The organism is Diaphorobacter sp. (genome assembly GCF_050251835.1).
In the GTDB taxonomy this organism is placed as follows: domain Bacteria; phylum Pseudomonadota; class Gammaproteobacteria; order Burkholderiales; family Burkholderiaceae_C; genus JBFXIE01.
The window spans coordinates 1-15367 of sequence record NZ_JBFWLZ010000018.1 but is presented as its reverse complement, the minus strand read 5'-3'; the positions used below and the strand labels follow the sequence as shown (position 1 = coordinate 15367).

The following is a 15367-nucleotide window of genomic DNA, read 5'->3' as shown; positions in this document are numbered from 1 at the left end:
GGCCCATCTGGATCTGGGCACCGGCTTCCTCGTCAGTCTCGCGCGCCGCGCCCTCGCTGGTGGTCTCGTTCAGCTCCATGAAGCCCGCGGGCAGCGTCCACTTGCCCCGGCGCGGCTCGATGTTGCGTTTGCACAGCAGCACGCGGTCGTCCAGCACCGGCACGGTGCCCACGACGACCAGCGGGTTCTCGTAATGGATGGTGCCGCAGGCGGGGCACACGGCGCGCTCGCGGGTGTCGCCGTCGTCGGGCAGACGGTAGGCCACGGCCGTGCCGCATTCGCGGCAGTGCTTGGTGGGGCGGCGGAAGGTCATTGGGATGGTTTTTTAGTGAAAAAGCCGGCAGCCTTTGCAAACAAAGCGCTATCAGCTATCTTTATGATAGTAAATGAGGCTTCAGGTGATAGCCACGCGCAGCGTGCCCAGGCCGTCGATGCCGCCCTCCAGTACGTCGCCGCGCACGACTGCGCCCACGCCTTCGGGCGTGCCGGTGAAGATCAGGTCGCCGGGTTGCAGCTGCCAGGCAGCCGACAGATGCTCGATGGTCTCCGCAATGTTCCAGATCAGCTGGTTGACGTTGCTGCGCTGGCGGTCCGCGCCATTGACCTGCAGCCAGATGCCTGCGTTGGCCACGTTGCCCGCCTGCGCCGCGGGCGTGATGGGGCCGATGGGCGCGCTGGCGTCAAAGCCCTTGCCGATGCACCAGGGGCGGCCCTGCTTTTTCATCTCGCCCTGCAGGTCGCGGCGCGTCATGTCCAGGCCCACGGCGTAACCCCAGATGTGGTCTAGCACGTCGGCCGCAGCAATGTTCTTGCCGCCCTTGCCGATGGCCACCACCAGCTCGATCTCGTGGTGCAAGTCCTGGGTGAGGGAGGGGTAGGGCATCTGGCCTGTTTCTCCCGCGCCCACGGGCAGCACGGCATCGGCCGGCTTCATGAAGAAAAACGGCGGCTCGCGTCCGGTGAAGCCCATTTCCTTGGCGTGCTCGGCATAGTTGCGGCCCACGCAATAGATGCGGTGCACCGGGAAGCGCTGTCCGGAGCCCGCGACGGGTACGCTGGCCTGGGGGACGGGGGGGATCACATGGCTCATGGTGGTGGCAGTCGTGCAGCGGTGTGAAGAAGCAGGCAGTGTGCCACGGCAGCAGGGCTGGCTGCGGGCAGTCGTTGCCATTCCTGCGGGGCTGCTTGGCTTATGCTGCGGTCGCATGAAGCTCTACAACTTTTTTCGATCCTCTGCATCGTTTCGCGTGCGCATTGCGCTGGAGGTCAAGGGCCTGCCCTATGACTATCAGTCGGTGCAATTGGCCAAGACGGAGCACCTGGCGCCCGGTTACGCCAGCCGCATGGGCGATGCCCTGGTGCCAGCGTTGCAGACCGACGAGGGCCACCTGCTCACGCAGTCCATGGCAATCATCGAGTACCTGGACGAGACCCACCCGCAGCCGCCCTTGCTGCCCGCCGATGCACTGGCGCGCGCGCGGGTGCGGGCGCTGGCGCAGATGGTCGCCTGCGAGATCCACCCCCTCAACAATTTGCGGGTGCTCAAGTACCTCAAGCACCAGCTGCAGGTGACCGACGCCGCCAAGGACGCCTGGTACGCCCACTGGGTGCGCAACGGGCTGGAGGCCTTTGAGCGCCAGCTGGCGCTGCTGGAAGGCGAGCGCGTCGCCGCCGGGCTGGCGCCATCGCGCCTGTGCTGGGGCGACACGCCCACGCTGGCTGACTGCTGTCTGGTGCCGCAAATCTTCAATGGCAGGCGCTTCAACGTGGACATGGACGGCCTGCCGCGCACCATGGCCGCGTTTGATGCATGCATGCAGCTGCCGGCATTCCAGCGCGCCCAGCCGTCGTCCTGTCCGGACGCCGAGTCCTGAGAAGCCATGACGCCCCCTGTGCCGCCTGTCCCTTTGGTATCCCACGCTGCAACGCACGACTGGCTGGTGCCCGACTGGCCCGTGCCTGCCCCGGTGCGCGCGCTGTGCACCACACGCAGCGGCGGTGTGAGCGCCCCGCCTTATGACCTTCTCAACCTGGGCCACCACGTGGGTGACGATCCAGCCGCCGTTCAAACCAACTGGGCCGTGTTGCAGCGCGCGCTGGATCATGGCGGCGCACCGGTGCGTGCGGTGTATCTGCGCCAGGTGCACGGCACGGCGGTGCAGCCGCTGGATGCCCGCACGCCCAACGGGCTGGACGCTGATGCCTGCACCACCCAGGCGGCGGGCGTGGCCTGCATCGTGATGGTGGCGGACTGCCTGCCGGTGCTGTTCACCAACCGCGCCGGCACGCAGGTGGCTGCGGCACATGCGGGCTGGCGCGGATTGTCCGGCGGCGTGCTGGAGGCGACCTTGCGGTCATTCCGGGCTCCGGTACAGGCAGACAAAGCGCTTGAGGCCATTCGCAGCGAATCACACACCAGTGAATCAAACCGGATCGACGAAAAAGTGTCCCCCGGTGATGTAATGGCCTGGCTGGGGCCATGCATAGGCCCGGCGGCTTTCGAGGTGGGCCCTGAAGTGCGTGAGGCATTTTGCGCGGCCGACCCGTTGGCCGCGGCGCACTTCCGGCCGCATGGCAGCGCAGGCAAGTTCATGGCAGACCTGGCGGCACTGGCCCGCCAGCGGCTGCGCGCACAGGGCGTGACGGCGCTGTACGGTAACGACAGCTCGCCCGGCTGGTGCACCGTAGCCAACGCATCAAGGTTCTTTTCGTACCGGCGCGACAACGCCGTCCTCGGCGGTAGCGGGCGCATGGCCGCCTGCATCTGGCTGGCGGGCTGATGCAGGGGCGTCTGCCGCCTGCGCCGCGTGCATGGCCTGATCAGCCTGTGCGGCGGCTGCCTGCTCCCGGGCCCGAAGCGCACGTTTGCGCCCGGGTGTGCCCAGGATGTAGATCACGATCGACATGGGCAGCAGCCCGTACAGCACAAAAGTGACGATGGCGCCCAGCACCGTGCCGTTGACGGCGGTGGCCTCGGCCACCGCCATCAGCACGGTCACATACAGCCACGCGATGACAACCAGGTACATGATCGAGTTCAGGGCAAGAAAATGGACGATTGTGTCTGCACCGGCGCCACGGCATGCACAAAATGCGCCAATAAGCGGCTTGCGGTTGGAGAGCGGCCATCGACTGGGCAACAATCACGCCCACCACCATCACGACCCAGGGCCCGCACGCGGGCCGACCACCAAGGAGGCAGGATGACTAATCAAGCAGATTGGGCCGAGAGCGCTCGGCAATTCCAGCAGATGATCGGCGAAGGCTGGACCAAGATGCTGCAAACCATGCAGCCGTCCCAGGTACAGGCGGCGGGTGCGCTGCCCACACCGGCGCCCGTGCGTCTGGCGCCCGACAAGCTGGCGACGCTGCAGCAGCAATACCTGAAGGATGCCCAGACCCTCTGGTCGCAGGGTCTGCAGCCCGGCGCAGGCATCGCATCGGACAAGCGTTTTGCTGGCGAGGGCTGGGCGCAAAACCCCTTGTCTGCGTTCTCGGCTGCGGTGTACCAGTTGCAGGCGCGCACTCTCATGGGCCTGGCCGATGCGGTGGAAGGCGACGAAAAAACCCGCGCCCGCATTCGCTTTGGTCTGGAACAATGGCTGGCGGCCACGGCGCCCAGCAACTTTCTGGCTTTCAATGCCGATGCCCAGAAAGCGGCCATCGAAACCAAAGGCGAGAGCATTGCCAAGGGCATCGCCAACTTGCTACGCGACATGCAGCAAGGCCACATTTCCATGACCGATGAAAGCCGCTTCGAGGTGGGCCACAACGTGGCCACGACCGAAGGCGCCGTGGTGTTCGAGAACGAGCTGTTTCAGCTCCTCGAATACAAGCCACTGACGGCCAAGGTCTATGAGCGTCCTCTGCTGATGGTGCCGCCTTGCATCAACAAGTACTACATCCTTGATCTGCAGCCCGACAACTCCCTGATCCGCTACGCGGTGGCCCAAGGGCATCGCACCTTCGTGGTGAGCTGGGTCAACCCCGATGTCTCGCTGTCGCAAAAGACCTGGGACGACTACATCGAAGACGCCGTGCTTACGGCCATCGACACGGTGCAAAAAATATCGGGCGCCGACCAGATCAACGCCCTGGGCTTTTGCGTGGGCGGCACCATGCTGGCCAACGCGCTGGCCGTGTTGGCGGCGCGTGGCAAGGAGCCCGTAGCCAGCGCTACTTTCCTCACCACGTTGATCGACTTCGCCAATACCGGCATTCTGGATGTGTTCATCGACGAGCCCTTCGTGCGCATGCGCGAACTGCAAATGGGCCAGGGCGGGCTGATGAAGGGGCAAGACCTGGCATCCACCTTCAGCTTCTTGCGACCCAACGATCTGGTCTGGAACTACGTCGTGGGCAATTACCTGAAGGGCGAAACGCCACCGCCGTTCGACCTGCTTTACTGGAACAGTGACAGCACCAACCTTCCCGGGCCTTACTACGCCTGGTATCTGCGCAATTTCTACCTGGAAAACAACCTCGTCAAGCCAGGCCAGCTGACCGTCTGCGGCGAGTCGCTGGACATGGGGCAGGTGGCCGTACCCGCGTACATCTACGGTTCGCGCGAAGACCACATCGTACCCATTGAGGCCGCCTACGCATCCACGCAGGTGCTGAACGGCGACAAGCGCTTCGTCATGGGCGCATCGGGGCATATCGCGGGCGTGATCAACCCGCCGGTCAAGAAAAAGCGCAGCCACTGGTTGCGTGAGGACGGCGAGTTTCCTGCCGACTTGCAAGACTGGCTGGACGGTGCCACTGAGCTGCCTGGCAGCTGGTGGGACGACTGGAGCGACTGGCTCAAGGGCCACGCAGGCGCGCAGGTCGTAGCGCCCAAGTCCTACGGCAAGTCACCGAAGTTCAAGGTCATCGAGCCAGCCCCCGGGCGCTACGTGAAGCAAAAAGCCTGATCGCGCAACTGTTTCCCCAACCCTCGAAAAAAGGATTTCCCATGGAAGATATCGTTATCGTTTCCGCAGCCCGCACCGCCATCGGCAAGTTCGGTGGCGCACTGGCCAAAGTATCTGCTGTCGAGTTGGGCAGCGTGGTCATCAAAGAAGCGCTGGCACGTGCCAATGTGGGACTGGATCAGGTCGGTGAAGTCGTCATGGGCCAGGTCCTGACGGCTGGCGTGGGCCAGAACGCTGCGCGCCAGGCCATGATGAAGGCTGGCGTGGCCAAAGAAACTCCGGCCATGACCATCAACGCCGTGTGCGGCTCAGGGCTGAAGTCGGTCATGCTGGCTGCACAGGCCGTGGCTACTGGCGATAGCGAAATCGTCGTCGCCGGTGGTCAGGAAAACATGAGCGCCAGCCCGCACGTACTGAACGGCTCGCGCGATGGCCAGCGCATGGGCGACTGGAAAATGCAGGACACCATGATCGTCGATGGCCTGTGGGATGTGTACAACCAGTACCACATGGGCATCACGGCGGAAAATGTGGCCAAGCAATACGGCATCACCCGCGATATGCAAGACGCCCTGGCCCTGGCCAGCCAGCAAAAGGCCGCGGCCGCGCAAGACGCGGGCAAGTTTGTCGATGAAATCGTTGGCGTGAGCATTCCGCAGCGCAAGGGCGACCCCATCGTCTTCAACACTGACGAGTACCTCAACCGCAAGACCACCGCCGAAGTGTTGACTGGCCTGCGTCCCGCGTTTGACAAGGCTGGCACCGTGACGGCGGGCAACGCTTCTGGCATCAATGACGGCGCCTCGGCTGTGGTGGTGATGAGCGCCAAGAAGGCTGCCGCACTGGGTCTGACGCCGCTGGCCCGCATTGCCGCTTATGCTACCAGCGGTCTGGATCCCGCCATCATGGGCATGGGCCCGGTTTCGGCGACGCGCAAGGTTTTGCTGCGCGCGGGCTGGAATGCCGCCGATGTCGATTTGTTCGAGCTGAACGAAGCCTTTGCCGCCCAAGCCTGCGCCGTCAACAAAGAGTTGGGCGTTGATCCGGCCAAGGTCAACGTCAACGGCGGTGCCATTGCGCTGGGCCACCCCATCGGCGCGTCGGGCAACCGTGTGCTGGTGACGCTGCTGCACGAAATGAAGCGCAGCGGCGCCAGGAAGGGTCTGGCTGCGTTGTGCATCGGCGGCGGAATGGGCGTGGCCCTGGCAGTGGAGCGCTGATTCTGCGCTGAACGGGGCAGCATGGGCGCTGTGTCGCCCATGCGCAGCCTCAAATGGTGCACTCTTAGTCAGCGTGGCGGTGCTGCACTACTCGGGTTTCCTACCTCGGAACTGTCTTTTTTTTTGGGTAGAGTGGACACCGGTTTATCCAAGAAGCAGGAGCACACAATGAACCAAAAAGTCGCGTACGTCACAGGGGGCATGGGTGGAATCGGTACCGCCATCTGCCAACGGCTACATAAGGAAGGTTTCAAGGTCATCGCGGGCTGTGGCCCCACGCGCGACTTTGACAAGTGGCTGGCCGAGCAAAAGGCGCTGGGCTTTACGTTTTATGCGTCGGTCGGCAACGTGAGCGAATGGACTTCCACCGTAGAGGCCTTCACCAAGGCCAAAAATGAACACGGCAGCATCGACGTGCTGGTCAACAACGCAGGTATCACGCGTGACCGCATGTTCTTGAAGATGACGCGGGAGGACTGGGACGCTGTCATCGAAACCAACCTCAACAGCATGTTCAACGTCACCAAGCAGGTGGTGGCCGACATGGTGGAAAAGGGCTGGGGCCGCATCATCAACATCAGCAGCGTGAACGGTGCCAAGGGTCAGGCTGGCCAGACCAACTACTCGGCTGCCAAGGCTGGTATGCACGGCTTTTCCATGGCGCTGGCGCAAGAGCTGGCCACCAAGGGCGTGACGGTGAACACTGTGAGCCCCGGCTACATCGGCACCGACATGGTCAAGGCCATTCGCGCCGACGTTCTCGAAAAGATCGTGGCCACGGTGCCCGTCAAGCGTCTGGGCGAGCCCAGCGAGATCGCATCCATCGTCGCCTGGCTGGCCTCCGATGAAGGCGGTTACGCCACTGGCGCAGACTTCTCTGTCAACGGCGGTCTGCACATGCATTGATGCACGACATGCCCAAAGCACCTTTGGGTGCGGCGGGCATGAAGGAGAAAAAAGGAAGGTGTGCTCATGAGCACACCTTCCTTTTTTTATCCCCTGAATCTCAATGAGCAGTCGGGGTCTGGGTGAATGGCCAACGGCTTTGTTGGCCTGTACATGCAGCGCCGCAGCACCATGTCAGGTGAAAATTTGGTGAAGGACGCCCGGTTGACCGGCCGGGCGTGCTTTTACATGCGGGCCGGGGCGCGCTTGCGGTCGCGTTCGTCTTCAGGCCAGGCAGAGAGGATTGCAGCGGTTGTCATACGAAGAACTCCTTAGATGTAGCCACAACGCGGCCCGACCGAGAGTCGTTGACAAGTCCTCGCAAAAAAATGCAACGCTCGAATCTGCTCTGAAAACGCTCTGTTAAAGATAGCAATGAACTATTGATAGATAATGGCTGGAGCCACTTAAAGTTTGATACCAGCCCGCCTGCAAAACACTCATCCTCCCAGTTCTTGCAGCGCGGTGGAAACATCCAGCCACTTTTCTTCCAGCTGTTCGATCTCCTCGGCGCAGGCTTTCAGGCGCCGCCCGAAGTCGGCGATTTCTGCCGGTGGCAGCGGCTGCAGCAGGCCCTCTTCGAGCTGCGCCTTTTCTTGCGCCAGCGTAGCCAGGCGCTGGTCGATTTGCTCCAGCTCGCGTTTGAGCGGGCGCAGCTTTTGCGCAAGCAATTGACGGGCCTGTGCGTCCAGCTTGCGCTGTTCGCGGCCATCGACGGGTTTTTTCGGGTCAATGGGCCCTCCTGTCCCCGTTGGGGGGGCGCTGGCAGCCAATGCATCACGAGCAATTTCTGGTGCCGTCACTGCGGCATCTGTGGTTTGCAGCGTGGCGCTGCTGGCAGCGGCCTCCTGCTTGGCCAACTCCCGCTGGCGTTTGGCTTCGTCAAGCAGGTAGCGCTGGTAGTCGTCCAGGTCGCCATCGAAGGGACCGACGGCGCCCCGGCCCACCATCCAGAACTCATCGCACACGGCGCGCAGCAAGGCGCGGTCGTGGCTGACCAGCATCACCGTGCCTTCAAACTCGTTGAGCGCCATCGACAACGCCTCACGGGTGGCCAGATCGAGGTGGTTGGTGGGCTCGTCCAGCAGCAGCAGGTTGGGGCGCTGCCAGACGATCATGGCCAGCACCAGGCGGGCCTTTTCGCCGCCGCTCATGCTGCCCACGGTTTGCTTGACCATGTCGCCGGTGAAGTTGAACGTGCCCAGGTAGCTGCGCAAATCCTGCTCGCGGCTGGGTTCACGGCTTTGCGGGCCCAGCTCTTTGGCCAGGCGGATCATGTGCTCCAGCGGGTTCTCGTGCGGGCGCAGCACGTCCAGCTCTTGCTGGGCAAAGTAGCCAATCGACAGGCCCTTGCCTTCGGTGATGGTGCCCGCCAGCGGCGCCATGGTGCGGGCAATGGTTTTGACCAGCGTGGATTTGCCCTGGCCGTTGGCGCCCAGAATGCCGATGCGCTGGCCCGCCAGCACGCTACGGTTGACTTGGCGAAGAATGGTTTTTTCGCTGCCATCGTCGGCGCGGTAGCCAAATGCGGCATCGGTGATGGCCAGCATGGGGTTGGGCAGGTTGGTGGGCTCCTTGAATTCAAAGGTGAATTCGGCCTCGGCCAGCACGGGCGCGATTTTCTCCATGCGGTCCAGCGCCTTGACCCGGCTTTGCGCCTGCTTGGCCTTGCTGGCCTTGGCCTTGAAGCGGTCAATGAACTTTTTCAGGTGGGCGATTTTTTCCTGCTGCTTGGCGAAGCTGGCCTGCTGCAGTTCAAGCTGCTGGGCACGCAATTCTTCAAACTTGCTGTAGTTGCCGCCGTAGCGCGTGAGCTGGGCGCTGTCGATGTGCAGCGTCACGTTGGTGACTGCGTCCAAAAATTCGCGGTCGTGGCTGATGACGATCATGGTGCCTTCATAGCGCTGCAACCACGATTCCAGCCAGACGAGGGCGTCCAAGTCCAAGTGGTTGGTGGGCTCGTCCAGCAGTAGCAAATCTGACGGGCACATCAGCGCGCGCGCCAGTTGCAGCCGCATGCGCCAGCCGCCCGAGAAGCTGTTGACCGGCTTGTCCAGTTCTGAAACCTTGAAGCCCAGGCCCAGAATCAGCGCCTGCGCGCGCGGCACGGCGTCGTGGTCGCCAGCGTCGGCCAGGTCGGTGTAGGCGTGGGCAATGGCCATGCCGTCGTCGCTGGCTTCGGCGCGCACCAGCGCGGCGCGCAGTTCGGCCAGGCGGGTGTCTCCGGCCACGACGAAATCGGTGGCCGATTCGTCGGTTTCTGGCATGTTCTGCGCCACCTGCGCCATGCGCCATTGCGGCGGGATGGAGAAATCGCCGCCGTCTTCGTGCAGCGAGCCGTTGAGCAGTGCAAACAGGCTGGACTTGCCGGCGCCGTTGCGCCCGACCAGGCCGACGTTTTCACCGGGGTTGATGGTGGCGTTGACGCCATTGAGCAGCACCTTGGCGCCGCGGCGCAAGGTGACGTTTTTCAGGGTGATCATGGGGTGCGGTGCGCACAGGGGCGCACGGTTTCTTCAAGGCGTAGCTTCAAGGCGCACATAAGGCGTACATAAGGCGCCCTAAACGGGTGGGCTTCAAACAAAGCGTTGCAAGGCGCTGCGCGTGACCAGCACAACCTGGTCGCTGCCGGCGCTGGTATCGAGCCAGAACACGGGCAACTGCGCAAAAGCGGCTTCAAAAAACTCGCGCTCGTTGCCGATTTCAAGCACCAGCACGGCGTGTTCGCTCATGCGCGCCGCAGCGTCCTGCAACAGGTGGCGGATGAAGTCCATGCCGTCTGCCCCGCCGGCCAGCGCCAGCGCGGGTTCGGCGCGGTACTCGGCGGGCAGGCAGGCCATGCTCTGGCTGTTGACGTAGGGCGGGTTGCACAAAATCAGATCCCAGGGTCCGGGCAGGGCGGCCAGGCCGTCGGATTGCTGCAGCGTGATGCGATCTTGCAGGTGGTGTTTGTCGATGTTGATGCGGGCTACGGCCAGGGCGTCTTCGGAAATGTCTGCGCCAGTGACCCGCACCTCGGGCCAGGCCATGGCAGCCAGAACCGCCAGGCTGCCGTTGCCGGTGCACAGGTCGAGCACGTTGCGGGTCTGGTCGCTAAGCCAGTCATCAATGCTGCCGTCGGCCAGCAGTTCGGCAATGAAGCTGCGCGGCACGATGGCGCGCTCGTCCACGTAGAACGGCACGCCTTGCAGCCAGGCCTCGTGGGTCAGGTAGGCAGCGGGCTTGCGCGTAGCAATGCGTTCTTCAAAAAGAGTAGCTATCTGCGCTTGTTTTTCGGGGGCTACGGGCTGATTTGATACCGAACCGGGCGCCCCTTCATCGAGCACGCTGTCAAGCGGCAGGCCCAGGCGCCACAGCACCAGCCAGGCGGCTTCGTCCTGCGCGTTGGTAGTGCCGTGCCCAAATGCAACGCCGGCTTGCGTGAGACGCGCGGCGCCACTGGCGATGAGCGCGGCGATGGTGTCACCCTGGACAGCGCCCGGCATGTGCGGCCCCGTCATGCGCCCGCCAATGCGTTGAGGTTTTCGAGCGTGCGGCGGTAGATGTTCTTGAGCGGATCGATGTCGGCCAGGCGCACGTTTTCGTCGATCTTGTGGATGCTGGCGTTGGGCGGGCCCAGCTCGATCACCTGGGGGCAGAGCTGGGCGATGAAGCGCCCGTCGCTGGTGCCGCCGGTGGTGGACAGTGCGGTTTGCAGGCCGGTTTCTGCGGCAATGGCCTGCTGCACCGCGTCCACCAGCTCGCCTGGCGTGGTCAAAAAAGGCTGGCCGCCCAGCGTCCACGCCAGCTCATAGTCCAGGCCGTGGCGGTTCAGCACGGCATGCACGCGGCTTTGCAGGCCCTCGGCCGTGGATTCGGTGCTGAAGCGGAAGTTGAAGTCGATCACCACCTGGCCTGGGATGACGTTGGTGGCGCCGGTGCCGCCGTGGATATTGCTCATCTGCCAACTGGTGGGCGGAAAGAACGCATTGCCCTCGTCCCACACGATGGCCGCAAGCTCGGTCAGCGCCGGCACGGCCTGGTGAATGGGGTTGCGCGCCAGCTGCGGGTAGGCGATGTGGCCCTGCACGCCGCGCACCGTGAGCCGCCCCGACAGCGTGCCGCGGCGGCCGTTCTTGATCATGTCGCCGGTCTGCTCGACCGAGGTGGGCTCGCCCACGATGCACCAGTCGAGCCGCTCGCCGCGCGCGCGCAGTTGCTCGATCACGATCTTTGTGCCATCCACCGAAGGGCCTTCCTCGTCGCTGGTCAGCAGCAGGGCGATGTTCAGGCGCGGCGCGGGCGTGGCGGCCAGAAATTCTTCGACGGCCACCACGAATGCTGCGATGGAGGTCTTCATGTCGCTCGCGCCGCGCCCGTACAAACGGCCTTCGCGGTGCGTGGGGGTGAAAGGCGGGCTGCTCCACTGCTCCAGCGGGCCGGTGGGCACCACATCCGTGTGGCCTGCAAATACTATGGTCTTGATAGCTGTCTGCGCTTGATTCACATGGGCTACAGGCCGTTTTGCCCATAAATTGCTGACGCGGAAACTGTCCGGCCCGCTGTCCATCCGCTCGCAGACAAAGCCCAGGGGCGCAAGCCGCTCGGCCAGCAGTTCCAGGCAGCCGGCGTCGCCCGGTGTGACGGATGGGCGAGCGATGAGTTGTTCGGTCAGCAAAAGGGTGGGAGACATCGGGCGGGTAGTGGGGCGTGGCGCCGTGCGCGGCAGCCTCAGGTGGGTATGGGTTTTAGGCGGGTTTGACGTCCAGAACGATCTCGGTGAACGAGGGGATGTCGTCCTCGGGCTGCTGGCTGAATTCTTTTTGCGCATGGGCTGCCTTGGCAGCAATGGCGAAGTCGTTTTGCAGGCGCCACATCAGGTTGGTGGGCGAATCGGCAAAGGCCAGGCCCTCCTTGCGGTCGATGCGCCCGTCCAGGATCAGGCGCGCCAGAGATTCCTCGAAGGTTTGCGAGCCCTCAGCCATCGACTTTTCCATGGCTTCGCGGATGCCGGAAAAATCGCCTTTCTCGATCAGTTCGGCCACCAGTTTGGTGTTGAGCATGATCTCGGCGGCGGGCAGGCGTTCTCCGACGGGGGTGCGCACCAGGCGCTGCGATACGATGCCTTTGAGTGCAGATGCCAGGTCTCCCAGCATGGTGGAACGCACTTCGACAGGGTAGAACGACAAAATGCGATTGAGAGCGTGGTAGCTGTTGTTGCCGTGCAGCGTGGCCAGGCACAGGTGACCTGACTGCGCGTAGGCAATGGCGGCGGACATGGTTTCGCGGTCGCGGATTTCGCCAATCAGGATCACGTCGGGCGCCTGACGCAGCGCGTTTTTCAGGGCTGTTTGCAGCGATTGCGTGTCGCTGCCGACTTCACGCTGATTGATGATGGATTTTTTGTTCTTGAACTGATATTCAATGGGGTCTTCCACAGTCAGGATGTGGCCCGTCATGGCTTCGTTGCGCTGATCCAGCATGGCAGCCAGCGTGGTGCTCTTGCCCGAGCCGGTGGCGCCCACCACCAAAATCAGGCCGCGCTTTTCCAGGACCAGTTCACCCAGCACCGGCGGCAGGTTCAGTGTGGATAGCTGGGGGATGATCTGTGTGATGAAGCGGATCACCACCGCGTAGGTGCCGCGCTGGCGCATGGCGCTGACGCGAAAACGCCCCACGCCTGACAGCGGCACGCCCATGTTGAGCTCACCGGTTTCTTCGAGCTCTTCGATTCGGTCGGGCGAGACAACCTCGGCCAGCAGTTTTTTGGGTGCGTCGGGCGGCAGCAACTGATTGTTGATGGGCACGCACTCGCCGTTGATCTTGATCAGCGCCGGGGCATGGGCCGACAGGTAAACGTCGGAGGCATTCTTCTCGGCCATGAGGCGCAGGATTCGTTCCATCGTGCTCATGCTCGCTCCCTCAATGTTGGTCGTGGTCGTGGCGCTGGTCAAAGGGCTTTGCGCTTTCAGTCGCGCAGCAGATCGTTGAGGCTGGTGGTGGAGCGGGTCTTGGCATCCACCTTCTTGACGATGATGGCCGCATACATGCTGTAGCGCCCGCCGTCCTTGGGCAGGCTGCCGCTGACCACCACCGACCCCGCGGGCACGCGGCCGAAGGTGGTCTCGCCGGTGGCGCGGTCGTAGATGGGAGTGCTCTGGCCGATGTACACACCCATGCTGATGACGGAGTTTTCTTCGACGATAACGCCCTCGACGATCTCGGAGCGCGCGCCGATGAAGCAGTTGTCTTCAATGATGGTCGGGTTGGCTTGCAGAGGTTCAAGCACGCCGCCCAGCCCCACGCCGCCCGACAGGTGCACGTTCTTGCCGACCTGGGCACAAGAGCCCACCGTGGCCCAGGTGTCCACCATGGTGCCTTCATCGACATAGGCGCCAATGTTGACGTAGCTGGGCATCAGGATGGCGCCGCGAGCGATGAAACTGCCGCGTCGCGCCACGGCAGGCGGCACCACGCGCACGCCGGTAGCGGCCATTTCTTCGGCGCTGAGATGGGCGAACTTGGTGGGCACTTTGTCAAAAAAGCCCAGGTCGCCGGCCTTCATGAGTGCGTTGTCTTTCAGGCGAAAGGACAGCAGTACGGCCTTCTTGATCCACTGGTGCACGGTCCACTGGCCCACACCTTCGCGCGTGGCCACGCGCAAGCTGCCGTTGTTGAGTTCGGCGATCACTTGCTCGACGGCGTCCGTCACCTCTTTGGGGGCGCTGGAGGGCGAGAGGCTGGCCCGGTTGTCCCAGGCGTTGTCGATCAGGGTCTGCAGTTGTGAAGTCATGGGAGAGAAGAGGGTCAAGTGCGGGACTGAATGAATTGCACGATGCGCGAGGCGGCCTCGACGCATTCGGCGGTTTCGGCCACCAGTGCCATGCGCAGGCGCTGGGCGCCGGGGTTGACGCCGCCGGTGTCGCGGGCCAGGTAGCTGCCAGGCAGCACGGTGACATTGTATTGAGCCAACAATGCCTGGGCGAAGCTGGTGTCGGTCATCGCCAGCGTGTCCGGCACCTTGGCCCAAAGGTAAAAGCCTGCATCGGGCAGGCGCACATCCATCACTTGTGCCAGCATGGGCGTGACCTGCTCAAACTTCTGGCAGTACAGGGCGCGGTTTTCCTCGACATGCGACTCGTCGTTCCAGGCAGCAATGCTGGCAGCCTGGACAGCCGGCCCCATGGCGCTGCCGTGGTAAGTGCGATAGAGCAAAAAAGCCTTGATGAGCGCCGCATCACCCGCCACAAAGCCGCTGCGCAGTCCTGGCACGTTGCTGCGCTTGGACAGGCTGGTGAAGGCGATCAGGTTGCGGTAATCGGTGCGGCCCAGGCGCTGCGCAGCTTCCAGGCCACCCAGTGGGGGATCGCCCTGAAAGTAAATTTCGCTGTAGCACTCGTCTGAGGCGATGACGAAGCCGTAGCGGTCGCTCAGAGAGAACAGCTTGTCCCACTCCGGCAGCGGCATCACCGCGCCGGTGGGGTTGCCCGGCGAGCAGGTGAATACAAGCTGCGTGCGCTGCCAGACCGATTCGGGCACGCTGTCCCAGTCCACTGCGAAGTTGCGCTCCGGGTCACTGGGCGCGTAATGCGGTGTGGCGCCCGCCAGTAGCGTGGCGCCCTCGTAAATTTGATAAAACGGATTGGGGCAGACCACGGTGGCGCCAGGGCGGGACGGGTCGATTACCGTTTGCGCAAAAGCAAACAAAGCCTCGCGCGAGCCGTTGGTGGGCAGAACCTGGGTGGCCGGATTGACCGCGATACCGTAACGGCGCTGCATCCAGGCAGCGCAGGCTTCACGCAGCCGGGGCTCGCCAGCGGTGGACGGGTAGCTGGCCAGCCCTTGAAGGTGGGATGCCAGAGTGTCCTGAATGAAGCGGGGCGTCGCATGACGCGGCTCGCCAATGCCCAGGCTGATGGCGCTATGAGCGGGTGAAGGCGTAACGCCCGCAAAAAGCTGCCGCAGCCGCTCGAATGGGTAGGGCTGCAGTGAGGAGAGCAGGGGATTCATGCCGGGAATTATCAGGTATGCCAGCCATATGCGGGCGGCCGGCAGAGTGTCCTTCGCGAAGCGCGCAGACAACCCGTACCTGGGTTGCGATGCCCTTCAGTCTCCGGATGCCACAGCGCACACCCTGCGGGCCAACACCAAGGGCTGTCGCCTCGCCGGGATGCCCTTGGTGCAATTAGGGCAATGCTGATCAAGGTCCACCGTTGTCGCTTCTCAAACGTTATCCGCAGATGAAGCAGCAGACCCTGGCAATGGCCGCAGATCAAAACAACGGATTCGAGCAGTCGCGCAAGCCCACCC

14 protein-coding genes are annotated in these 15367 nt (G+C 63.4%); 5 read left to right on the top strand and 9 right to left on the bottom strand.

The window, feature by feature from the left end:
- Both AB7E35_RS08225 and AB7E35_RS08220 read right to left on the bottom strand, forming a co-directional pair.
- A partial coding sequence (locus AB7E35_RS08225; RefSeq protein WP_428167390.1) for an NUDIX hydrolase occupies positions 1 to 313 on the bottom strand: 313 nt, incomplete at its 3' end.
- A gap of 81 nt (positions 314 to 394) precedes the next feature.
- Positions 395 to 1090, bottom strand: coding sequence for a fumarylacetoacetate hydrolase family protein (locus AB7E35_RS08220; protein WP_428167389.1), 696 nt, complete (start codon positions 1088 to 1090; stop codon positions 395 to 397).
- Positions 1091 to 1205: 115 nt separating this feature from the next.
- Between AB7E35_RS08220 and maiA the strand changes: the two genes are divergently transcribed.
- Together maiA and AB7E35_RS08210 are read left to right on the top strand one after the other, a co-directional pair.
- Positions 1206 to 1874: a maleylacetoacetate isomerase gene (gene maiA / locus AB7E35_RS08215; RefSeq protein WP_428162476.1), complete on the top strand. Its 669-nt coding sequence runs from the start codon at positions 1206 to 1208 to the stop codon at positions 1872 to 1874.
- A 6-nt stretch (positions 1875 to 1880) separates the two neighbouring features.
- Complete coding sequence (locus tag AB7E35_RS08210; RefSeq protein WP_428167388.1) at positions 1881 to 2780, top strand: polyphenol oxidase family protein; 900 nt, start codon at positions 1881 to 1883, stop codon at positions 2778 to 2780.
- Here AB7E35_RS08210 and AB7E35_RS08205 read toward each other — a convergent pair.
- Positions 2697 to 3029 (bottom strand): hypothetical protein, encoded by a 333-nt coding sequence (locus tag AB7E35_RS08205; RefSeq protein ID WP_428167387.1) that lies wholly within the window; start codon positions 3027 to 3029, stop codon positions 2697 to 2699. The two genes, AB7E35_RS08210 and AB7E35_RS08205, sit on opposite strands and share 84 nt — an antisense overlap.
- A 174-nt stretch (positions 3030 to 3203) precedes the next feature.
- Here AB7E35_RS08205 and AB7E35_RS08200 point away from each other — a divergent pair, with 174 nt between their 5' ends.
- The 3 genes from AB7E35_RS08200 to phbB all read left to right on the top strand — a co-directional run bounded on the left by AB7E35_RS08200 (position 3204) and on the right by phbB (position 7039).
- The gene (locus AB7E35_RS08200; RefSeq protein WP_428167386.1) at positions 3204 to 4913 is read left to right on the top strand and encodes a PHA/PHB synthase family protein; all 1710 of its coding nucleotides are present in this window, start codon (positions 3204 to 3206) and stop codon (positions 4911 to 4913) included.
- Positions 4914 to 4954: 41 nt separating this feature from the next.
- Complete coding sequence (locus tag AB7E35_RS08195) at positions 4955 to 6133, top strand: acetyl-CoA C-acetyltransferase (protein WP_428162472.1); 1179 nt, start codon at positions 4955 to 4957, stop codon at positions 6131 to 6133.
- Between the two features lie 168 nt (positions 6134 to 6301).
- Positions 6302 to 7039, top strand: a complete 738-nt coding sequence (gene phbB / locus AB7E35_RS08190) for an acetoacetyl-CoA reductase (RefSeq protein ID WP_428162471.1) — start codon at positions 6302 to 6304, stop codon at positions 7037 to 7039.
- Between the two features lie 479 nt (positions 7040 to 7518).
- Here phbB and AB7E35_RS08185 read toward each other — a convergent pair whose 3' ends face one another.
- From AB7E35_RS08185 to dapC, 6 genes are all read right to left on the bottom strand, one after another.
- On the bottom strand, positions 7519 to 9561 hold the full coding sequence (locus AB7E35_RS08185) for an ATP-binding cassette domain-containing protein (RefSeq protein WP_428162470.1): 2043 nt from the start codon (positions 9559 to 9561) through the stop codon (positions 7519 to 7521).
- 93 nt (positions 9562 to 9654) lie between these two features.
- On the bottom strand, positions 9655 to 10563 hold the full coding sequence (gene prmB, locus AB7E35_RS08180) for a 50S ribosomal protein L3 N(5)-glutamine methyltransferase (RefSeq protein ID WP_428162469.1): 909 nt from the start codon (positions 10561 to 10563) through the stop codon (positions 9655 to 9657).
- Positions 10564 to 10574: 11 nt separating this feature from the next.
- Positions 10575 to 11750, bottom strand: a complete 1176-nt coding sequence (dapE, locus tag AB7E35_RS08175; RefSeq protein ID WP_428167385.1) for a succinyl-diaminopimelate desuccinylase — start codon at positions 11748 to 11750, stop codon at positions 10575 to 10577.
- Between the two features lie 55 nt (positions 11751 to 11805).
- Positions 11806 to 12969, bottom strand: a complete 1164-nt coding sequence (locus tag AB7E35_RS08170) for a PilT/PilU family type 4a pilus ATPase (protein WP_428162467.1) — start codon at positions 12967 to 12969, stop codon at positions 11806 to 11808.
- Between the two features lie 56 nt (positions 12970 to 13025).
- Entirely contained in the window at positions 13026 to 13850 is an 825-nt protein-coding gene (gene dapD / locus AB7E35_RS08165) for a 2,3,4,5-tetrahydropyridine-2,6-dicarboxylate N-succinyltransferase (RefSeq protein ID WP_428162466.1), read from the bottom strand.
- Between the two features lie 14 nt (positions 13851 to 13864).
- The gene (dapC, locus tag AB7E35_RS08160) at positions 13865 to 15067 is read right to left on the bottom strand and encodes a succinyldiaminopimelate transaminase (RefSeq protein WP_428162465.1); all 1203 of its coding nucleotides are present in this window, start codon (positions 15065 to 15067) and stop codon (positions 13865 to 13867) included.
- Between the last annotated feature and the right edge of the window lie 300 nt (positions 15068 to 15367).